At 72.7% G+C, this 19,759-nt stretch carries 17 protein-coding genes and 1 tRNA gene; 11 read left to right on the top strand and 7 right to left on the bottom strand.

Annotated features, from left to right (window positions below; all coding sequences use genetic code 11):
* Positions 1-525: 525 nt before the first annotated feature.
* The 6 genes from KBY47_RS08425 to KBY47_RS08400 all read left to right on the top strand — a co-directional run bounded on the left by KBY47_RS08425 (position 526) and on the right by KBY47_RS08400 (position 7,094).
* On the top strand, positions 526-1,008 hold the full coding sequence (locus KBY47_RS08425) for a CarD family transcriptional regulator (protein WP_003953493.1): 483 nt from the start codon (positions 526-528) through the stop codon (positions 1,006-1,008).
* A 327-nt stretch (positions 1,009-1,335) separates the two neighbouring features.
* On the top strand, positions 1,336-2,097 hold the full coding sequence (gene ispD, locus KBY47_RS08420) for a 2-C-methyl-D-erythritol 4-phosphate cytidylyltransferase (protein ID WP_210920339.1): 762 nt from the start codon (positions 1,336-1,338) through the stop codon (positions 2,095-2,097).
* A complete protein-coding gene (gene ispF, locus KBY47_RS08415) occupies positions 2,087-2,584 on the top strand; it encodes a 2-C-methyl-D-erythritol 2,4-cyclodiphosphate synthase (protein WP_210920338.1) in 498 nt (165 codons plus the stop codon). Before ispD ends, ispF begins: the two co-directional genes overlap by 11 nt.
* 234 nt (positions 2,585-2,818) lie before the next feature.
* The gene (cysS, locus tag KBY47_RS08410; RefSeq protein ID WP_210920337.1) at positions 2,819-4,216 is read left to right on the top strand and encodes a cysteine--tRNA ligase; all 1,398 of its coding nucleotides are present in this window, start codon (positions 2,819-2,821) and stop codon (positions 4,214-4,216) included.
* A gap of 100 nt (positions 4,217-4,316) precedes the next feature.
* The gene (rlmB, locus tag KBY47_RS08405) at positions 4,317-5,255 is read left to right on the top strand and encodes a 23S rRNA (guanosine(2251)-2'-O)-methyltransferase RlmB (protein ID WP_210920336.1); all 939 of its coding nucleotides are present in this window, start codon (positions 4,317-4,319) and stop codon (positions 5,253-5,255) included.
* A 117-nt stretch (positions 5,256-5,372) separates the two neighbouring features.
* The gene (locus KBY47_RS08400) at positions 5,373-7,094 is read left to right on the top strand and encodes a DoxX family protein (RefSeq protein WP_210920335.1); all 1,722 of its coding nucleotides are present in this window, start codon (positions 5,373-5,375) and stop codon (positions 7,092-7,094) included.
* Positions 7,095-7,179: 85 nt separating this feature from the next.
* Here the strand turns inward: KBY47_RS08400 and KBY47_RS08395 are convergent, their stop codons facing one another.
* The 3 genes from KBY47_RS08395 to KBY47_RS08385 all read right to left on the bottom strand — a co-directional run bounded on the left by KBY47_RS08395 (position 7,180) and on the right by KBY47_RS08385 (position 9,773).
* Positions 7,180-7,914, bottom strand: coding sequence for a nucleotidyltransferase family protein (locus KBY47_RS08395; RefSeq protein ID WP_210920334.1), 735 nt, complete (start codon positions 7,912-7,914; stop codon positions 7,180-7,182).
* 72 nt (positions 7,915-7,986) lie between these two features.
* Complete coding sequence (locus KBY47_RS08390; protein ID WP_210920333.1) at positions 7,987-8,442, bottom strand: hypothetical protein; 456 nt, start codon at positions 8,440-8,442, stop codon at positions 7,987-7,989.
* Between the two features lie 242 nt (positions 8,443-8,684).
* Entirely contained in the window at positions 8,685-9,773 is a 1,089-nt protein-coding gene (locus KBY47_RS08385) for an ABC transporter ATP-binding protein (protein WP_210920332.1), read from the bottom strand.
* 214 nt (positions 9,774-9,987) lie between these two features.
* Here KBY47_RS08385 and KBY47_RS08380 point away from each other — a divergent pair.
* Positions 9,988-10,065: transfer RNA gene (locus tag KBY47_RS08380), tRNA-Thr, on the top strand.
* 49 nt (positions 10,066-10,114) lie between these two features.
* Here the strand turns inward: KBY47_RS08380 and KBY47_RS08375 are convergent.
* Positions 10,115-11,299 (bottom strand): phosphatidylserine/phosphatidylglycerophosphate/cardiolipin synthase family protein, encoded by a 1,185-nt coding sequence (locus KBY47_RS08375; RefSeq protein ID WP_210920331.1) that lies wholly within the window; start codon positions 11,297-11,299, stop codon positions 10,115-10,117.
* An 83-nt stretch (positions 11,300-11,382) separates the two neighbouring features.
* On the opposite strand from KBY47_RS08375, the gene KBY47_RS08370 reads away from it, so the two are divergent.
* Genes KBY47_RS08370 through KBY47_RS08360 form a run of 3 tightly spaced genes read left to right on the top strand, consistent with a single transcriptional unit; the run spans position 11,383 to position 14,761 of the window.
* The gene (locus tag KBY47_RS08370) at positions 11,383-12,144 is read left to right on the top strand and encodes a L,D-transpeptidase family protein (protein ID WP_210920330.1); all 762 of its coding nucleotides are present in this window, start codon (positions 11,383-11,385) and stop codon (positions 12,142-12,144) included.
* 20 nt (positions 12,145-12,164) lie between these two features.
* The gene (locus KBY47_RS08365) at positions 12,165-12,854 is read left to right on the top strand and encodes a response regulator transcription factor (RefSeq protein ID WP_210920329.1); all 690 of its coding nucleotides are present in this window, start codon (positions 12,165-12,167) and stop codon (positions 12,852-12,854) included.
* The gene (locus KBY47_RS08360; protein WP_210920328.1) at positions 12,851-14,761 is read left to right on the top strand and encodes a cell wall metabolism sensor histidine kinase WalK; all 1,911 of its coding nucleotides are present in this window, start codon (positions 12,851-12,853) and stop codon (positions 14,759-14,761) included. The genes KBY47_RS08365 and KBY47_RS08360 overlap by 4 nt, the downstream gene beginning before the upstream one ends.
* Here the strand turns inward: KBY47_RS08360 and KBY47_RS08355 are convergent.
* A complete protein-coding gene (locus KBY47_RS08355; RefSeq protein WP_210920327.1) occupies positions 14,718-15,593 on the bottom strand; it encodes an aminoglycoside phosphotransferase family protein in 876 nt (291 codons plus the stop codon). The genes KBY47_RS08360 and KBY47_RS08355 overlap by 44 nt on opposite strands.
* Before the next feature lie 79 nt (positions 15,594-15,672).
* On the opposite strand from KBY47_RS08355, the gene KBY47_RS08350 reads away from it, so the two are divergent.
* On the top strand, positions 15,673-17,082 hold the full coding sequence (locus KBY47_RS08350) for an FAD-binding oxidoreductase (protein ID WP_210920326.1): 1,410 nt from the start codon (positions 15,673-15,675) through the stop codon (positions 17,080-17,082).
* Positions 17,083-17,159: 77 nt separating this feature from the next.
* Here the strand turns inward: KBY47_RS08350 and KBY47_RS08345 are convergent, their stop codons facing one another.
* Entirely contained in the window at positions 17,160-18,665 is a 1,506-nt protein-coding gene (locus tag KBY47_RS08345) for an MFS transporter (RefSeq protein WP_210920325.1), read from the bottom strand.
* Between the two features lie 68 nt (positions 18,666-18,733).
* Complete coding sequence (locus tag KBY47_RS08340; RefSeq protein ID WP_210920324.1) at positions 18,734-19,711, bottom strand: zinc-binding dehydrogenase; 978 nt, start codon at positions 19,709-19,711, stop codon at positions 18,734-18,736.
* Positions 19,712-19,759 lie beyond the last annotated feature (48 nt).

Here is a 19,759-nt window from a genome sequence, read left to right as displayed (position 1 = left end):
CGGCCCCAGGTTACCGATCCGTTCCCCGGCCGCCGCACCCGACCCTCCCTACCGGGGTGTCCCGGTCACTCACACACCGCGGACGCGACTCCCGGGCCACTTGTGACCGTCGCCCGTCGGCATTCGCAAAAGGCGTGCGGGACAATCCCGAGCGAAAACCCGGCGAAGGAATGCGACCGCCGTCACCCCGGAATTGATCACCGGAGAAGAGCGCTGGTGATCAATTCCGGAATCGTCTCGTACCCGACTCCACGAGCCGAACGGAGTAGCGGAAGTCGAGCGTTTGGAAGCGGACATATGGGGATGTTCCGCCACTTGGCGGGGGTGCCGGAGGCGTGTAACGCGTGCGTTTCCCGCGCCCCGGACAGCCGCTCCGACCTGCGAATTCCTTGCTCCGCCGGGCCCGCGAAGCACGTTCCCGGCGCTGTTGTCAAGCCCCGAGATATGCCCTGACCTGCGAAAACGCCATTCAGAAGACGCCGTATCCGTGTTACCCTGGATAGCCACGGAAGGGGTACCTGTCACATGACGTTCAAGGTTGGCGACACCGTGGTCTATCCCCATCACGGGGCCGCGCTGATCGAGGCCATCGAAACTCGCCAGATCAAAGGCGTGGACAAGACCTACTTGGTGCTGAAGGTCGCCCAGGGTGACCTGACGGTACGTGTGCCAGCGGACAATGCGGAGTTCGTCGGCGTACGTGATGTGGTCGGTCAGGACGGGCTGGACCGGGTCTTCGAGGTGCTGCGCGCGCCGTACGCCGAGGAGCCCACGAACTGGTCGCGTCGCTACAAGGCAAACCTGGAGAAGCTCGCCTCCGGCGATGTCATCAAGGTCGCGGAAGTCGTGCGTGACCTGTGGCGTCGTGAGCGCGAGCGCGGACTCTCCGCCGGTGAGAAGCGCATGCTCGCCAAGGCCCGGCAGATCCTGGTCAGCGAACTCGCCCTCGCGGAGAACACCAACGAGGACAAGGCCGAGGCTCTGCTCGACGAGGTTCTCGCGTCCTGACGCGTGGCAGGCAGTCCACGCTCCAACAGTGCGGCACCCGCCGTACGCCATGCACATCTTGCGCATTGAAATGCCGCGGTGCCCGATGACGATGACGTAGAACTGTCTTTCGTCGCCGGGCGCTGCGGCATGTCCGTCTCCGGACGGCCCGCCCAGGGCCTGCTCCGCCCCCGATACTTTGTGTGCCGGGCCCGGGCAGCTGGCTCGACCAGTGTCACGGAAGGGTCCGGTCAAGGCGTCGCGCCCGGCACTCCCCGCGCTCCAGGAGCACGGGGTACGCCCAGGCCATACCCACGCCAGGCCGGCACACAAACCTGACAGGAACCGATGTTTGACGAAGACGGTCGTTCGAACGCCCCTGCCGCCGAGGCGCGTACCGCCGCGGTGATTCCCGCCGCGGGACGGGGTGTGCGGCTGGGGCCGGGCGCCCCCAAGGCGCTGCGCGCGCTGAACGGCACCCCGATGCTGGTCCACGCGGTCCACGCCATGGCGGCCTCCCGGGCGGTGTCCCTGGTCGTCGTCGTGGCCCCGCCGGACGGCTCCGCCGAGGTCAAGTCGATGCTCGACGCGCACGCGCTGCCGGAGCGGACGGATGTCCTCGTCGTGCCCGGCGGGCAGTCCCGGCAGGAGTCCGTGCGGCTCGGCCTCGACGCGCTGCCGCCCGGCTACGACATCGTGCTGGTGCATGACGCGGCCCGGCCGCTGGTGCCGGTGGACACCGTGGACTCCGTGATCGAGGCGGTGCGGGGCGGGGCGCCCGCGGTGGTGCCCGCGGTGCCGCTGGCGGACACCGTGAAGGAGGTCGAGCCCGCGGAGGTGGCCGGGGCGGCCGAGACGGTGCTCGCCACGCCGGTGCGGGCGCGGCTGCGGGCGGTGCAGACGCCGCAGGGGTTCGACCGGGCGACGCTGGTGCGGGCGCACGAGAGCGTGACCGGTGAGGTCACCGACGACGCCGGGATGGTCGAGCGGCTGGGGCTGCCGGTGGTGGTCGTGCCGGGGCACGAGGAGGCGTTCAAGGTGACGCGGCCGCTCGATCTGGTGCTCGCGGAGGCGGTTCTGGCGCGGAGGAGGCTGAACGATGGGTTCTGAGCCGGTGGCGGTGCTGCCGCAGGTGGGGATCGGCACGGACATCCATGCCTTCGAGGAGGGGCGGGAGCTGTGGTGTGCCGGGTTGAAGTGGGAGGGCGAAGGGGCGGGGCTCGCCGGGCACTCCGACGCGGACGTGGTGGCTCATGCCGCGTGCAACGCGTTGTTCTCCGCGGCGGGGCTCGGGGATCTGGGGCAGCACTTCGGGACGGGTCGGCCTGAGTGGGCCGGGGCGTCGGGGGTGGTGCTGCTCGCGGAGGCGGCCCGGATCGTGCGGGCCGCGGGGTTTCGGATCGGGAACGTGGCGGTGCAGGTCGTTGGGGATCGGCCGAAGATCGGGAAGCGGCGGGACGAGGCGCAGAAGGTGCTGTCCGAGGTGGTCGGGGCGCCGGTTTCCGTGTCCGGGGCCACGACGGACGGGCTGGGCTTTCCCGGGCGGGGGGAGGGGCTGATGGCTGTGGCCACGGCGTTGGTGGTGCGGGTGATTTAGCTGGGCGGGGGGCGCTGCGCAACCCGGCGCGGCGGGGTGCCTCCCCCAAGCTCTTCGAGCAGGGGGCACCCCCAGCGCCCACCCTCCCCCAAGCTCTCGGCTTCGCTCGAGCAGGGGGGACCCCCATCGCCCCAGCGGCACGACTGCCCGCAGCCACGGCTGGGCGGCGGTGTGGTTGCTTGGTCGGGGCGTTATTGGGCTCGAGGTGGTGCCTGGGCCTACTACCCTGGTGGGGTGACTATTCGGCTGTACGACACCAGCGCCCGGCAGATCCGTGACTTCGACCCGTTGACGCCGGGCTGTGTCTCGATCTACCTGTGCGGTGCCACCGTGCAGGCCGCGCCGCACATCGGGCACATCCGGTCGGGGCTCAACTTCGACATCCTGCGGCGGTGGTTCGAGTACCGCGGCTATGACGTGACGTTCGTGCGGAACGTCACCGACATCGACGACAAGATCATCACCAAGTCCGCCGAGCAGGGGCGGCCCTGGTGGTCCATCGGGTACGAGAACGAGCGGGCGTTCAACGACGGCTACGCCGCGCTCGGCTGCCTGCCGCCCACCTACGAGCCCCGGGCCACCGGACACATCACCGAGATGGTCGAGATGATGCGCGGGCTCATCGAGCGCGGGCACGCGTACGAGGCCGACGGGAACGTCTACTTCGACGTGCGGTCGTTCCCGGAGTACCTGAAGCTGTCCAACCAGGAGCTGGACAACCTCCAGCAGCCCTCCTCCGCCGGTGAGACCGGCAAGCGGGACCCGCGCGACTTCGCCATGTGGAAGGCGGCGAAGCCGGGGGAGCCCAGCTGGGAGACGCCGTGGGGGCGCGGGCGGCCGGGCTGGCACCTGGAGTGCTCCGCCATGGCGCACAAGTACCTCGGACGTCAGTTCGACATCCATGGGGGCGGGCTCGACCTGATCTTCCCGCACCACGAGAACGAGATCGCCCAGGCCAAGGCATACGGCGACGAGTTCGCCCGGTACTGGCTGCACAACGCCTGGGTCACCATGAGCGGCGAGAAGATGTCCAAGTCGCTCGGCAACTCGGTGCTGGTCTCGGAGATGGTGAAGCACTGGCGGCCCATCGTGCTGCGGTACTACCTCGGCACGCCGCACTACCGCTCGATGATCGAGTACAGCGAGGAGGCCCTGCGCGAGGCCGACGCCGCGTTCGCGCGGATCGAGGGGTTCGTGCAGCGCGTCGTCGAGCTGGCCGGTGAGGTCGAGCCCGCCGCCGAGGTGCCGGCCGCCTTCGCCGAGGCCATGGACGACGACCTGGGCGTCCCCCAGGCCCTCGCCGTGGTGCACACCACCGTCCGGCAGGGCAACTCCGCCCTCGCCGCCGACGACAAGGACGCGGCGGCCGCCCGCCTCGCCGAGGTGCGCGCCATGCTCGGCGTCCTCGGCCTGGACCCCCTCGACCCCCAGTGGGCCGGGGACGACGACCGGGGCGAGGATCTGCACGGCGTCGTCGACAGCCTCGTACGCCTGGTCCTGGACCAGCGTGAGGCGGCGCGGGGCCGCAAGGACTGGGCCACCGCGGACGCCATCCGGGACCAGCTCCAGCGGTCCGGACTGGTCATCGAGGACAGCCCGCACGGACCCCGCTGGAGTCTCGGCGGGCGCTGAGCACGGTGATCGATTGTGCCGCCCGGCCCTCCGGGCGGCACACTGCATACACGTAACAGAAGACGTACGTACTTCTCCGTTCCCCACAGACAGGTAGGTCATGGCCGCGAACAACCGCCGCATGTCCGGCAAGAAGGGCGCGCAGGTCGGCAGTGGCGGCCAGCGGCGCCGGGGCCTCGAGGGCAAGGGGCCGACGCCGCCCGCCGAGATGCGCAAGGGGCACGCCAAGCAGCGCGCCGCCGCCGCGAAGTCCCGCCGGGCGCAGGGGCGTGCGCCGCAGCGCCGTACCGGCAAGGCCGCCTCCGAGCTGGTCGTCGGCCGTAACCCGGTCGTCGAGGCGCTGCGCGGCGGGGTGCCCGCGAGCACGCTCTACGTGCAGCAGTTCATCGACAACGACGAGCGGGTGCGCGAGGCGCTCCAGCTGGTGGCCGAGCGCGGCGGCATCAACCTGATGGAGGCCCCGCGTCCCGAGCTGGACCGGATGACCAACGGGCTCAACCACCAGGGTCTGGTGCTCCAGGTGCCGCCGTACGAGTACGCGCACCCGGAGGACCTCGCCGGCGCCGCCGCCGACGCGGGCGAGGACCCGCTGATCGTCGCCCTCGACGGGGTGACCGACCCGCGCAACCTCGGTGCCGTGGTGCGGTCCGTCTCCGCGTTCGGCGGCCACGGTGTCGTCGTGCCCGAGCGGCGCGCGGCCGGGATGACCGCCGGTGCCTGGAAGACGTCCGCCGGTACGGCGGCCCGGACGCCGGTCGCCCGCGCCACCAATCTGACCCGGGCCCTGGAGACGTACAAGAAGGCCGGGATGGTGGTCGTCGGGCTCGCCGCCGACGGGGAGAGCGAGGTGCAGGACCTCCAGGCGCTGGAGGGGCCCGTCGTGATCGTCGTCGGCAGCGAGGGCAAGGGGCTGTCGCGGCTCGTCGGCGAGACCTGTGACTTCCGGGTGCGCATCCCGATGCCGGGCGGCGCCGAGTCGCTCAACGCCGGTGTGGCGGCGGGGATCGTGCTGTACGAGGCGGCGCGGCGGCGCGGCTGAACGCGCGTGCCCGGCGTCACCCGTACGGGGTAATCCGGGCGTTGCGGGCAAGCTTGACGGGGTCCGGACAGATCGCCCAGGTCAAGGCAGTGTCCTAAACACACGTCACTCGGTTAGATGAGTGTGGACACCAGAACACCCCGCACACCCACGGGGGACCGCTCGTCGGGATTCGACGACGCTCCCGCGCTGAGCATGGTGAAGGTGCCGAGCGATCCGGCGCAGGTCATCGTCAATCATGCGAGCTTCCGCGTGCAGTTGGGCGCGTCCTCGCGGCGGGCGGCCCAACTCCCCCGGATCGCACGGCACATGAGTGCCGCGGCGGACACCGCCCGGATGCCCGTCGTCGGCGCGCCGGGCGCGAAGGACGGTGCCCGGCGCCGCCCCGTCGTCTGGAGCGGCCGTTCCCTCCCCGACGACACCGGCGCGCACCGTCTCCTCCAGGCCGTGCGCGGTGCGGGCGTGCGCACCGCCGACGAGCCCGCCGCCGCCACCCAGGTCATCCCCCGCGTCGACCCCCGCCCCGGGTACGGGGACGTGTACGAGTACGACGACGACCTCGTCCGGACCGTGGAGACCCCCGTCGTCGGCGCCCAGCGCGGACCCGGTGACGCCACCCGGCTGCTGCCGCACATGCGCACCGTCGCCAGCGCCGACGAGGAGGACCAGGAGACCGAGCCGTACGCGCGCCGCCCGTACGACGACGAGGACCTCTCCGCCCCCGACGACTTCGGCGACCCGTCCGAGGGCACCCGCCGCAGGCACGCCGACGACCCCGCCCGGCACGCCTACTACCCCGGCCGCCGGATGAACCTCGGCGGCGTCCTGCTGCCGCTGCGGGTCTTCCTCGGCTTCATCTCCATCTACGCCGGGATGGGCAAGCTCTGCGACCCCGTCTACTTCGACGGCGGCGCGCGCGGCTCCATGGTGAAGTGGCTGAACACCCTGCACCCCTGGGAAGTCGCCGAGCCGCTGCGGCAGTTCGCCCTCGCACACCCGGTTGGCTCCGGGCTGGTGATCGCCTTCCTCCAGGTCATCGTCGGCGTGCTCACGGTCCTGGGCTGCTGGCAGCGGGTCGCCGCCGTGGTCGGCGCGCTGCTGTCCGCCGCGCTGCTGGTCACCGTCAGCTGGAAGAGCGTCCCCGCCTACGACACCCCCGACATCATCTACCTCGCCGCCTGGTCCCCGCTGATCATCGCCGGGGCGCCCGTCTACTCCGTCGACGGCCGTCTCGCGAGCGGCGCCTGGCGGCGGCTCGGACCGCGCTCCGACATCTGGGAGCTGCGCCTTTACGTGCTGCGGCGCGGCGCCCTCGTCACCGCCATCGTCACCGGGCTCACCCTGCTCATCGGATCGCTCCTCGGCAGCGCGGTCCGCGACGCCGACCGGGTGGTCGTCCCCGGGCCCGGCGAGGCCCCGCGCAACGAACTGCCGGGCTCCCCGCTGCCGCAGGACCCCGCCGAGCGCAGGCGCAGCCAGTCCCCGTCGGCGACGGTCTCCTCGCCCACCCAGGGCGCCACGCAGGGTGCCACCACGGCCTCGCCCACCGCGGGCGCCGCCGCCACGCCGGGCGCCACCCAGGGCACCGGCGCGGTCCCCGGGGGTATGCCCAGCCAGACCCAGGGGACCGCGGGGCAGGCGCCGCCGCAGCAGACCTCGCCCGACCAGCAGGCGCCGAGCACCAGCTCCGGGCCGACCTCCGGCGGCGTCGCGACCAGCGGCGGCGGCGATCCCACGGGCGGCGCGGGAGCCGGTCCCGACAGCGACACCGGCGCCGGTGGCGGTGGCGGGGAGTCGACGGGCGGGCGGCCGGGCCTCGTGGGGGGCCTGCTGGGCTGACGACGCTCCCCCGACAGCCGTACGGCGAGGGGTCCCGCACCTCACACAGGTGCGGGACCCCTCGCCGTAGCCGTCTCCGGGGCGTTCAGCGCTTGAGCGCCGCCAGTTCCTTCGCGGCCTCCGTGAGGTCCTTCGCGGTGTCGATGGCGCGCCAGTAGGCGCCCTGCGGGAGCGGGAAGCCCGCCAGACGGCGTTCGCGGGCCAGCTGGGGGAACGTACTGCGCTCGTGGTCGCCGCGGTCCGGGAGGAGTGCGGCGAAGGCGGGGGAGAAGACGTAGACGCCCGCGTTGATCTCGAACGTGGACGGCGGGGACTCTATGAAGTCCGTGACATGGCCGAAGCCGTCCGTCTGCACGGCGCCCCACGGCAGCCGCGGGCGGGCCAGGGCGATGGTCGCGACGGCGTCCCGCTCGGTGTGGAAGTCCGCCATGTCGCGCAGCGAGAAGCGGGTCCAGATGTCGCCGTTGGTGGCGTACCAGGACTGCTCGGGCCGGGGGAGGCGGGCGGCGGCGTACTTGAGGCCGCCGCCGCGGCCGAGGGGCTCGGACTCGATGACCGTGGTGACGGAGACGGGCAGCTCGGTGCCGTCCAGCCACTGGCAGAGCACCTCGGCGAGGTGCCCGCAGCTCACCACCACGTCGGTGACACCTTCGGCGGCGAGCCAGGCGAGCTGGTGGCCGATGATCGGAGTTCCCGTGCCGGGGATCTCGACCATCGGCTTGGGCCGGTCGTCGGTGTACGGGCGCAGCCGGGAGCCCTGGCCACCGGCGAGGATGACCGCCTGGGTGGGTCGGGCCGCGGCGGCGTTCTGATCAGTCATGCCCCGAACTGTAGGGGGCGCCCGCGCGCGGCCCGGGACGGGCCCCGGGGCACGGGCGGGCCGGGCCCCGGGTCAGCGGTGGGCGGCGGCGACACCGGAGGCGAAGGCGGTGTCGCAGACCGGACGGGCGTAGGACTGGGCGCGGGTCGGGCCGTACACGCGGACCGCGGCGCGGCCGAGGGCGCGGGCGATGGCGGCGCAGTGCCGGGCGAGTGAGGGGTTGCCGTTGACCGCCTGCTGGAGGTGGGTGAGGGCGACGCCCGGGTCCTTCGCCTGTAGCTCGGTCAGCAGCCGGTCCTGGAGCACCTGGTGCGGGGCACGGGTGGCGGCGCGGGAGGAGGCGCCGGCGGCCGAGGCGTCCGCCGCGGTGAGCACCGGGTGCGAGGGGTTCCCCGACCAGTTGACTCGGGCGACCGCGAGGGTCCCGGAGAGCACCAGGACGACGGGCAGGACGAGGGCGAGGGTGCGGCCGATCCGGCGGGCGGGGCCCCGGCCGCGACGCGTCTGTTGGGTGGTGGAGTGCTTCACGCGAGTGAGGGTAGCGCCCCGTAATGATTTGGCGACATTTGGTGAGCGGTCGCCACCGTATCGGGGGACGTAAAGGTGCCCTTTCGTGGGTACGGGGTTGACGCACGCTGCTCGAATTGGGGTGGTGTGCCGGGGTATTTGTCGACAACGGGACGCATGCGAAACGGGCCCCGCGCGGTCGCGGGGCCCGTTGTCGTCAACCTGGGTGGTTCGCCCGGCGTCGCCGCCGGTCACGGCGTGGCTCAGTCGGAGAGGCGCGCGCCCGTGGAGGTGGAGAACACGTGGGTCTCGCCGGAGCGCGGGACGACGTGCAGGGTGCTGCCCTTCTCCGGGACGTTGCGGCCGCCGACGCGGACGACGAGGTCCTTGGACTCGTCGCCGACCTTGGCGGTGCCGTAGACGAACGCGTCGGAGCCCAGCTCCTCGACGACGTTCACGGTGACCGCGAGGCCCTGGTCGGAGTCGGCTCCGGCGACGTCGAAGTGCTCGGGGCGGACACCGACGGTGACGGACTTCTCGGTGGTGGCGGAGAGCGCGTCCCGGTCGACCGGCACCACGCTGTTGCCGAACTTCACGCCGCCGTCGGCGATCGGGACCTCGACCAGGTTCATGGCCGGGGAGCCGATGAAGCCGGCGACGAAGAGGTTGGCGGGCTTGTCGTACATGTTGCGCGGGGTGTCGACCTGCTGGAGCAGACCGTCCTTGAGGACCGCGACCCGGTCGCCCATGGTGAGGGCCTCGACCTGGTCGTGGGTGACGTAGACGGTGGTGATGCCCAGGCGGCGCTGGAGGGAGGCGATCTGCGTACGGGTGGAGACACGCAGCTTGGCGTCCAGGTTGGACAGCGGCTCGTCCATGAGGAACACCTGCGGCTCACGCACGATGGCGCGGCCCATGGCGACACGCTGGCGCTGTCCGCCGGAGAGCGCCTTCGGCTTGCGGTCCAGGTACTCGGTGAGGTCGAGGATCTTCGCGGCCTCCTCGACCTTCTGCCGGATCTCCGCCTTGTTGACGCCCGCGATCTTGAGCGCGAAGCCCATGTTGTCGGCGACCGTCATGTGCGGGTAGAGCGCGTAGTTCTGGAACACCATGGCGATGTCCCGGTCCTTGGGCGGCAGGTGCGTGACGTCGCGGTCGCCGATGCGGATGGCGCCGCCGTTGACGTCCTCCAGGCCCGCGAGCATCCGCAGGGAGGTGGACTTGCCGCAACCGGACGGGCCGACCAGGACGAGGAACTCCCCGTCCGCGATCTCGATGTCGAGGCCGTCGACGGCGGGCTTGGTGGAACCCGGGTAGATCCGGGTCGCCTTGTCGAACGTGACTGTGGCCATGGTGAATGGGCCCCCTTCTACCGGCAGGAACGTGCCGGACGATCCGTTGTAGGAAGGTGGTGTAGTCCACGGCTGTGGACTGGCTTTCGGACGGTACCCGGCGTTCACCTGTTCTGTCAGTACCCGGAGGGCTGTGAACTTCGCGGAAATTTTCGACGGGCCCCCGCCGGGAGCTGGGTACACTGCACGGGCACGGCGTCACGCGCGCGTGCGTGCCTCCTTAGCTCAGCTGGTCCAGAGCGGCTGTCTTGTAAACAGCAGGTCGTCGGTTCGAATCCGACAGGGGGCTCCAGTGAGCCGGGTCGCCCGGGTGACTCACCCGGGCGACCCGGGCGTGAGCGCTATTCCACCCCGGCGGGGTCGCAGGCGCGCGGGTTCGTCCACAGGTGCTGGAACTGGTTGATGTACCGGTTGGTGACGCTTCCGTCGATGACGCGCAGCATCGCGTCGTTGGCGCGCCAGGCCGAGTTCTCGGTGAGGTTGTAGGAGCCGACGAAGACCGGCTTGCGCCATTCACTGGCGTACTTGGCGTCGATCAGCAGCAGCTTGTTGTGGCTCCAGCCGTCGCAGCGGATGTCGGTCGCCGGGATGCCGTAGCTGCGCAGCATGTCGTAGCCCGCCTGCTTCTGGACGATGACCTTGATGTCGCAGCCGATGCCGCGCAGGCGCTTGAGCTGGTCCACGATCCCCTTCGAGTAGGACGACGAGTCGAACTCGCTGGCCTCCATCCAGACGCGGTCGTTGCCCGGCTCGCAGGCGGAGACGTTGCCCAGGACGTCGGCGACGCGGGTGGCCTGGGGCTGGGGGAAGAAGTAGGCCTTCGACAGGTCGTTGGTGCCGTCGATCGTCCGCTTGGCGTTGGTGTCCCAGGTGACGCCGTCGTACGTCCAGTCCTTGGCGTACAGGCGGCGCCAGTAGTTGACGTAGGCGGAGAACAGCGCGTCGTCGTCGCGGCTGATCAGCAGGTTCTGGGCGTGGGTGGCCTGGCTGCCCTTCAGGTTGCTGGAGCTTTGGATGACGAGCTTGGTGTCGCCCTTCCGCACCAGGAAGAACTTGTTGTGCATCGAGCCACTGCCCTCGGCCATGCAGGAGTCGGCGCAGTACCTGACGTCGATGCCGTTGCTCGCGAGGTAGGTGGTGATCGAGGACTCCGAGGGGCCGACCACGACGCGGACGCTCACCCCGCTCCGCTGGGCGCGCACCAGCGAGGCCGCGATGTCCGAGCCGCCGCCGCTGGCGTACCAGTTGTAGAGGGCGACGCGGATGTAGTTGCCCGTCTCCCCGGCGGCGGAGGCGTCGGCGGTCGCGTCGATCTTGCCCTTGATCTTGGTGACGAGCAGCCGGTCCTCGGTTCCGCCGCCGTAGATGAAGCAGGTCTCGTAGCGGCCGGACGTCGAGGTCGCGCAGTCACTGGTGGTCGCGGCCGACGCGGGGGGTGCCGAGACCATCGTCGCCGTCAGCGCCAGGATGAACAGCAGTATCCCGGACAGGGGACGGCGTCTGAATGCCGTCTTATGAGTGATCATGGGCGGGATCGTATGGCATGCACAGGACCAACAGACTGCTGTGGCTGACAGGTTCCTCACAACTGTGCGCCAGGGTCGAGCGCATGATCACGCGTACTGCGAGGACCGCCCTGTCGGCCGCCGTGCTGGTGCCGGTACTGCTCACCGGGTGTGGGCGGAGCACACCGGTGGAGTCCGGGCGGGAGGCACGGGCTGCCGCCGCCCCCGCGGCCGAGGTGAGCCGGGAGCCCATGGCCGAGGTGTCCGTCGACGTCCTCCCGCAGGAGGTGCCCGGACTCGGGGCCGCCACACGCGCCGGGATACCGGACGCGAGCCGACAGGTCCTCGTCGTCACGGGGGAGGGCAAGGACTCCCCGCGGTCCGTCGCCGTGCTGTACGAGCGGACCGCCGACGGGTGGCAGGGCGGGCCCGAGTGGCCCGCGCACAACGCGCTCAAGGGGTGGACCGGGCACCACGTCCTCGGTGACCTGCGCTCCCCCATCGGCGTGTACACCCTCAGCGACGCCGGAGGACGGCTGCCCGACCCCGGCACCCGGCTGCCGTACCACCGCTCCAGCGGGTTCACGCTCAGCGGCACCGGATTCGAGGGCGAGCCCCTGGAAGGCTCCTTCGACTACGTCGTCGCCATCGACTACAACCGCCGGCCCGGCACCTCACCGCAGGACTGGACGCGCCCGCTCGGCGCCCGACGCGGCGGCGGCATATGGCTGCACGTCGACCACGGCGGCCCCACCCAGGGCTGCGTCAGCCTCGCCGAGGAGCACATGCGGGACCTGCTGCGCGCCCTGGACCCGGACCGGCACCCGGTCGTCGTGATGGGCGACGCCGCCTCCCTGGCCCGCTGACAGGTTCTAGGATCCGCCGAGTGGGCGCACATGTGCTGGTCGTCGAGGACGACGAGATGCAGGCCGAACTGATACGCCGGTCCCTGCTCGCGGAAGGGCACACCGTCACCGTCGTCCACGACGGTCCGGCCGCCGTCGACGCGGCCCGGCGGCTCGCGCCCGACCTCGTCGTGCTGGACGTGATGCTGCCCGGCCCCGACGGGTTCGAGGTGTGCCGGACGCTGCGCCGCGACGGCGACCTGCCCGTGCTGATGCTCACCGCCCGCGCCGCCGAGGACGACCTGCTGCGCGGCCTCGACCTCGGCGCCGACGACTACATGACCAAGCCGTACAGCCCGCGCGAGCTGATGGCCCGCGTCCGCACCGTCCTGCGGCGCGGCGGCCGGAGCGGGCACGGGGACCCGCCGGTCCGCGCGGGCGCGGTCACGGTCGACCCGGTCCGCCACGAGGTGCGCTGCGACGGGGCGCCGGTGGAGTGCACCCCAGCCGAGTTCGCGATCCTGCTGGCGATGGCGGCCGAGCCGGAGCGGGTCTTCACCCGACGGCAACTCCTGGCCCACACCCGGGGCATCGACCGGGCGTCCACGGAGCGGGCCGTCGACGTGCACATCATGAACCTGCGGCGGAAGATCGAGGACGACCCGCGCCGCCCGGCCCGGCTGCTGACCGTGTTCGGCGTCGGCTACAAGCTGAGCGCGCGGCGGGCATGAGCGGCGTACCACTGCGCGGGCGCCTGCTGGTGCGGCTGCTGATCGCGTCCGTGCTGATCGCCGCCTGCTCCGTCGCGGCCACCGCCTGGCTCGTCGTCCAGACCACCACCCAGGCGCTGCGGGCCGAACAGGGCCAGGCCCTCGCCGACGACATGGACATCCTCGCCCGGCTCAGCGGCCACGCCGCCACCCACGCCGACTGGAGCGGCGCCGACACCGTCGTACGGGCGCTGTCCGAGCGGACCGGGCGCCGGATCGCCCTCGTCACCGCCAACGGGGACCTCATCGCCGACTCCGCGCCACCCGGCACCCCGCTGTCGCCGAGCGCCGCCGCCACCGTCGACCCGCTGCGCACCGACACCCACACCGAACCGGGCGCCCAGCGCCCCGGGGTGGACCCGCGCGTCGTGGGCCCCTACCGGCTGCCCGCCACCGAACGCGCCCGGCTGGACCGGCTGGCCCGGGACCGGCAGCGCTGCATGGCCGAGAACGGAGTCCGGGCGAGCATCGACCGGATGCCCGGCGGCCGCCCCTTCCTCACCGACGACGGCGGCACCGGAGCCCCCCTGGTGCCCGAGCCCTGCGCGGACGGCAAGCTCAACACCCCGACGGCCACCGAGGACAAGGCGGTCACGGAGCTGCGCGAGCGCGCCCGCGCCTGTCTGGAGCGGCGCGAGAAGGACGTCGACGAGCGGGCGACGCAGCTGGTCGACCTGCTCGCCGCCGACGTCCTGACCGCCGAGCACCCCCACTTCGACGGGGTGGGGCTGAAGCTGAGCAGGCTGTACGGGGCCGACCAGTCCGACGCGCCGGACGGCGAGCGCGTCGCCGACCGGGCCCGGGACTGCTTCGACTCCGCGCGCCGCGCCCAGCTCGACCCGTACGTCGCCCCGGTGGCGCGGCTCCACCTCGGCGGCGGCACCACCGGACCGGTGCGCTTCGACATGTCACCCGCCAACAAGGTCAAGGTGGTCGGGGTGGCCGGTCTGGTCCTCGCGGTCACCGTCGCCGTGACCGCCGTGGTCGCCACCCGCCTGGTGCGACCGCTGCGCGCCCTGACGGAGGCGGTACGGCAGTCCCCGGACCGGCAGGTGCGGGTGCCCGTCTCCAGCCGCGACGAGACCGGCATCCTCGCCGAGGCGTTCAACGACCTGACCGACCGGCGGGCCCGCCTGGAGGCCCAGCGCAAGGCGATGGTCAGCGACATCGCCCATGAGCTGCGCAGCCCCCTCACCAACATCCGCGGCTGGCTGGAGGTCACCCGGGACGGTGTCGTCGAGCCCGACCGGGAGCTGCTCGCCGCCCTGCACGACGAGGCGCTGGTCCTCCAGCGCGTCATCGACGACCTGCGTGATCTCGCCGACGCCGACGCCGGGACGCTGCGGCTGCACCGCGAACCGGTGCGCGCGGCCGACCTCCTCGACCAGACCGCCGCCGCCCACCGCGTCGCCGCCGAGACCGCCGGGGTCGACCTGCGCACGGTCACCGCCCCCGGCGCGTGCTGGCTGGACGCCGACCCGGTGCGGATGCGGCAGGCGGTCGGCAACCTGGTGACCAACGCGCTGCGGCACACCCCGCCCGGCGGCACGGTCACCCTGGCCGCGCGGCCCGACGGCGACAGCGTGGTCCTGGAGGTCGCCGACACCGGGTGCGGGATCGGGGCCGCCGACCTCCCGCACATCTTCGACCGGTTCTGGCGGGCGGAGAAGTCCCGCAGCAGACGCACCGGCGGCAGCGGCCTCGGCCTGCCCATCGTCCGCCACCTGCTCGCCGCGCACGGCGGCACCGTGGACGTCACCAGCACACCCGGTGCCGGCAGCGTGTTCACCCTGTGCCTGCCCGCGGGCCCGGCACCGGCGGATGTCAGCGGCGCAGCAGGCGGGCGATCTCCAGGTGCTCCGGGGTGAGGGGCATGCCCTCCTCGGTCTCCCACACGCAGGTCTGGAGGACCCGGGCCAGCGTCCAGGCGCGGGCCCGGGGGCGGTCCAGGGCGAGGGCGTCCGTCAGCGCGTCGAAGCGCCAGCGGACGCCGGCCGGGTCGTAGCGGTCGCGCAGGGCGGGGAAGAGGTCGAAGCCGGGGTCGCCGGAGAGCGGCTTGGGGTCGATGGCCAGCCAGGGGGCGCGGTCGGCGGCCAGGACGTTGTCGTGGTGCAGGTCCCAGTGGAGCAGCCGGTCGCCGGGCTCGGCGGCGACCTCGCGCAGGGCGGCGGCGCAGTCGGTGAGCAGCGCGCGGGCCGCCGGGTCGGGGACGCGGGCCAGGGCGGGCGGGGTGCGGTCCAGCAGGGCCGGGGCGAGGTCGGCGAGGCGGCGCAGGCCGGGCGGGGCCGGGCGGGCGGTCAGGCGGGCCAGGAGGCGGCCGATGACGAGGGTGGCCTCGTGGACGGGGACGTCGGCGAGGGTGCGGGTGGCGTCGAGGCGTTCCAGCAGGAGCGTGCCGGTGGCCTCGTCGTGGGCGAGGAGCCGTACCGCGCCGTCGCCGTCCCAGGCGCGCAGGGCGAGCGGTTCGCCCTCGGTCTCGCCGTCGGGCAGCTGGAGCTTCAGCACGGCGGGGGTGCCGTCCGCGCGGCGGACCGGCAGGACCAGCGCGCACACGCCGTACCTCGGCGGGCCGTCCGGGCGCAGCGCCCAGTCGGCGTGGAAGCGGGCGGCGAGCGCGGGGAGCGCGGCGATGAAGGCGCGGCCCGCGGCGCCGTTGTAGCGGGTCTGGGTTTCGACCAGTTCTGCCGGGATGTCGACCATCCCCGGGACTGTAACCGAGCCCGGAAATCAACGGATTCCGTAGCAGACAGAAGGCTCCCCGCCGGGTTAGCTTCCGGCCATGGACCCCTCAGCGAGCAGCCGTTTCGTCAACGGTGGTGTCTCCTTCTGGTACGCCCAGGACGGCCTCCCCGCGCCCCGCGAACCGCTGCCCGGGGACGCGGCCGCCGATGTGGTGATCGTCGGCGGCGGCTACACGGGGCTGTGGACGGCGTACTACCTGAAGAAGGCGGACCCCGCCCTGCGGATCACCGTCCTCGAACAGAAGTTCTGCGGCTATGGCGCGTCCGGCCGCAACGGCGGCTGGCTCTACAACGGCGTCGCGGGCCGCGACCGGTACGCCCGGCTGCACGGCCACGACGCCGCCGTACGCCTCCAGCGGGCCATGAACGACACCGTAGCCGAGGTCGTGCGGGTCGCGGCCGAGGAGGGTATCGACGCCGACATCCACCGGGGCGGGGTGCTCGAAGTGGCCCGCACGCCCGCCCAGTCGGCGCGGCTGAGGGCGTTCCACGAGCACGAGCTGTCGTACGGCGAACAGGACCGTGAGCTGTACGGCGCCCGGGAGACCGCCGAGCGGATCAGGGTGGCCGGGGCGGTGGGGTCGGCGTGGACGCCGCACGGGGCGCGGGTGCACCCGGTGAAGCTGGTGAAGGGGCTCGCGGCGGCCGTCGAACGGCTCGGGGTGAGCGTGCACGAGTCGACGCCGGTCACCGAGATCCGGCCGGGGCGGGCGGTGACGCCGTACGGGACCGTGCGGGCGCCGTACGTGCTGCGCTGCACGGAGGGGTTCACGGCGGCGCTGAAGGGGCAGCGGCGGACCTGGCTGCCGATGAACTCCTCGATGATCGTCACCGAGCCGCTGACCGACGCGCGGTGGGCGGACATCGGCTGGGCGGGCCGCGAGACCCTCGGCGACATGGCGCACGCCTACATGTACGCCCAGCGCACCGCCGACGGCCGCATCGCGCTCGGCGGGCGCGGGGTGCCGTACCGCTTCGGCTCCCGCACCGACAACGACGGCCGCACACGGGAGGCGACCGTCGAGGCGTTGCAGGAGGTCCTGACCCGTTTCTTCCCCTCGCTGACCGGCGTCCGGGTCGCGCACGCCTGGTCGGGGGTGCTCGGCGTGCCGCGCGACTGGTGCGCCACCGTCACCCTCGACCGGGCCACCGGCCTGGGCTGGGCGGGCGGTTACGTCGGCTCCGGCGTCGCCACCGCCAACCTCGCCGCCCGCACCCTGCGCGACCTGGTGCGGCTCGACTCGGGCGGGGCCGGGCCGACCGCGCTGACCGCGCTGCCGTGGGTGGGCCACCGGGTGCGCCGGTGGGAGCCGGAGCCGCTGCGCTGGCTGGGCGTGCACGGCCTGTACGCCACCTACCGGGCGGCGGACCGCCGGGAGCTGACGACGCACGCGGCCGGGTCGTCGCGGCTGGCGCGGGTGGCGGACCGGGTGGCGGGGCGGACGTAGGCCCTTGTGGGCGGGCGGACGTGGGTCCTTGGGGTGGGGCGGACGTGGGTCCTTGGGGGTCGGGTGGACGTCGGTCCTCAGACGACCGGCTCCCGCACCGGTTCCGTCGCCGGTGTGCCCTGCTTCGGGGGCTTCACCGTGACCATCAGGGCCGCCACCACACCCGCCAGCAGCATGATCGCCGCCGCCCACCAGATGGCGACCGTGTAGCCGTGCACCGTGCCCTCCCGGACGACCTCGGTGCGCTCGGCGGGGTCGGTCAGCCGGGCGGCGACGTAGGCGGTGGTGCTGGTGGTGGCGATGGTGTTGAGCAGGGCCGTGCCGATGGAACCGCCGACCTGCTGGGCGGTGTTGACGGTGGCCGAGGTGACGCCGGAGTCCTCCGGGGCCACCCCCGCCGTCGCGGTGGAGAACACCGGCATGAAGGTGAGGCCCATGCCGAGGCCCATCAGGATCAGCGCGGGCATGATCTGCGTCGCGTACGACGAGTCGACCGTCAGCTGGGTCAGGATCAGCATGCCGCCCGCCGCCAGGACCATGCCCGGCGCCATCAGCATGCGCGGCGGCACGTACTGGAGGAGCCGGGCGGAGATCTGGGTGGCGCCGACGATGATGGCCGCGGTCAGCGGCAGGAACGCCAGGCCCGTCTTCACCGGCGAGTAGGCGAGGATGACCTGGAGGTAGTAGGTCATGAACAGGAACAGGCCGAACATGCCGATGACCGCCAGCATCATCGTCAGGAAGCAGCCCGCGCGGTTGCGGTCCTTGATGATGTGCAGCGGCAGCAGCGGCCGGGATGCCCTGGTCTGCCACCACACGAACGCGGTGAGCAGGGCGATGCCCGCCGCGAACAGCGCGAGGACGAACGAGTCGGTCCAGCCGCGGGGTTCGGCCTCGCTGAAGCCGTAGACGATCGCGACCAGGCCGCCGCAGCCGAGCAGCACACCGGGCACGTCCAGCCGGGCGCCCGCCTGCCCGGGGCGGTCGTGGAGCAGCGCGAACGCGCCGAACACGGCGATGACGGCGATGGGCACGTTGACGTACAGGCACCAGCGCCAGTCCAGGTACTCCGTGAGCAGCCCGCCGACGATGAAGCCGATCGCGGAACCGCTGCCCGCCAGGGCGCCGTAGACACCGAAGGCCTTGCCCCGCTCCTTCGGGTCGGTGAACGTCGTCGTCAGCAGGGAGAGCGCGGACGGCGCCAGTACGGCGGCGAAGACGCCCTGGAGGGCGCGGGCGCCGAAGAGCATGATGTCGGTGGTGGCCGCCCCGCCGAGCGCGGAGGCCCCCGCGAAACCGATCAGGCCGATCACGAACGTCCTTTTACGGCCCACTAGATCGGCGATCCGGCCGCCGAGCAGCAGCAGCCCGCCGAAGGCGAGGGTGTAGGCGGTGATCACCCACTGCCGGTTCCCGTCCGACATGCCGAGGTCGCGCTGGGCGGACGGCAGGGCGATGTTCACGATCGTCGCGTCGAGCACGACCATCAGCTGGGCCAGCGCGATCACCACCAGGCCCCACCAGCGGCGCGGGTCGTGGTCGTCCGCCGCCGTGCCGGTCTCACCTTTCCGGGTGACACTCATCCGGCCAGAAGACCATGAATCAGGACGTGTCGCATCCGCGGGGCGGTCACCAGGAGAGCGTCCGGCCGTCATGGCTCCAGCACCACCTTGCCCGTCGTGCCGCGCGACTCCAGCGCACGGTGTGCGGCGGCGGCCTCGGCGAGCGGGAAGCGGTGCACCGCCGGGACGAGACGGCCCGCGGATGCCTCGGCGAGCGCGCGCAGTTCGAGCGTGCGGATCGGGTTGGGGCCGCCCGCCTTCGCCAGCATCACCGGGCCGAGGACCTGCTCCGACACCCCGTCGACGAGATAGGGCGCGGCGTCGTCCGCGATGCCCTGCGCCGACCAGCCGAACACCAGGTGTCTGCCGTCGGGGGCGAGCATGCCGACGGCCGTGCGGGCGATGTCGCCGCCCACACCGTCGTAGACGATGGTCACCTTGCCGCGGTACGCCGCGACCTCCTCGGCCCAGGACGGGTCCCGGTAGTCGACGGCCAGGTCGGCGCCGTTCGCGGCCACCTTGGCGGTCTTCTCCGGGCCGCCCGCGAGACCGATGACGGTGGCGCCCGCGTTCTTCGCGTACTGCACCAGCAGGGTGCCGATGCCGCCCGCCGCCGCCGGGACGAGGACCACGTCGGCGGGGCCCGGCTCGGCGAACTGGGCGATCCCCATCGCCGTACGGCCCGTGCCGATCATCGCGACCGCGGCCGTGAGGTCCAGGCCGTCCGGGACCTCGTGCAGCCGGTCGGCGTCGGTGACGGCGAGTTCGGCGTAGCCGCCCGGGGCGAAACCCAGATGGGCGACGACCCGCTTGCCCAGCCAGTCGGCGTCGGTGCCCTCGCCGAGCGCGACGACGACACCGGCGACCTCCCGGCCGGGGATCGTCGGCAGCGGCGTCGGGGCGGGGGCGGGGCCCTGCTGTCCCCTTCTGAGGGCCGTGTCCAGCAGGTGCACCCCGGCCGCGGCCACGGCGATGCGCACCTGGCCGGGGCCCGGACGGGGGTCCTCGACCTCTTCGAGGACGAGGTTCTCGGCGGGGCCGAAGGCGTGGAGGCGGATGGCGTGCATGGTGGGTCCCCCAAGTGGACGGTGGTGGGCTCATGTCCCTTCGGCCAT

The organism is Streptomyces sp. B93, from assembly GCF_018070565.1.
Lineage (GTDB): Bacteria > Actinomycetota > Actinomycetes > Streptomycetales > Streptomycetaceae > Streptomyces.
The sequence above is the reverse complement of the archived record's forward strand: the minus strand, read 5'-3'. Positions and strand labels throughout refer to the sequence as shown.

Excerpts from the sequence above, each read along its gene's own strand:
- KBY47_RS08425 (WP_003953493.1), top strand. The coding sequence starts at position 526 with ATGACGTTCAAGGTTGGCGACACCGTGGTCTATCCCCATCACGGGGCC.
- ispD (WP_210920339.1), top strand. The coding sequence starts at position 1,336 with ATGTTTGACGAAGACGGTCGTTCGAACGCCCCTGCCGCCGAGGCGCGT.
- ispF (WP_210920338.1), top strand. The coding sequence starts at position 2,087 with ATGGGTTCTGAGCCGGTGGCGGTGCTGCCGCAGGTGGGGATCGGCACG.
- rlmB (WP_210920336.1), top strand. The coding sequence starts at position 4,317 with ATGGCCGCGAACAACCGCCGCATGTCCGGCAAGAAGGGCGCGCAGGTC.
- KBY47_RS08400 (WP_210920335.1), top strand. The coding sequence starts at position 5,373 with ATGAGTGTGGACACCAGAACACCCCGCACACCCACGGGGGACCGCTCG.
- KBY47_RS08395 (WP_210920334.1), bottom strand. The coding sequence starts at position 7,914 with ATGACTGATCAGAACGCCGCCGCGGCCCGACCCACCCAGGCGGTCATC.
- KBY47_RS08385 (WP_210920332.1), bottom strand. The coding sequence starts at position 9,773 with ATGGCCACAGTCACGTTCGACAAGGCGACCCGGATCTACCCGGGTTCC.
- KBY47_RS08375 (WP_210920331.1), bottom strand. The coding sequence starts at position 11,299 with ATGATCACTCATAAGACGGCATTCAGACGCCGTCCCCTGTCCGGGATA.
- KBY47_RS08370 (WP_210920330.1), top strand. The coding sequence starts at position 11,383 with ATGATCACGCGTACTGCGAGGACCGCCCTGTCGGCCGCCGTGCTGGTG.
- KBY47_RS08360 (WP_210920328.1), top strand. The coding sequence starts at position 12,851 with ATGAGCGGCGTACCACTGCGCGGGCGCCTGCTGGTGCGGCTGCTGATC.
- KBY47_RS08355 (WP_210920327.1), bottom strand. The coding sequence starts at position 15,593 with ATGGTCGACATCCCGGCAGAACTGGTCGAAACCCAGACCCGCTACAAC.
- KBY47_RS08350 (WP_210920326.1), top strand. The coding sequence starts at position 15,673 with ATGGACCCCTCAGCGAGCAGCCGTTTCGTCAACGGTGGTGTCTCCTTC.
- KBY47_RS08345 (WP_210920325.1), bottom strand. The coding sequence starts at position 18,665 with ATGAGTGTCACCCGGAAAGGTGAGACCGGCACGGCGGCGGACGACCAC.
- KBY47_RS08340 (WP_210920324.1), bottom strand. The coding sequence starts at position 19,711 with ATGCACGCCATCCGCCTCCACGCCTTCGGCCCCGCCGAGAACCTCGTC.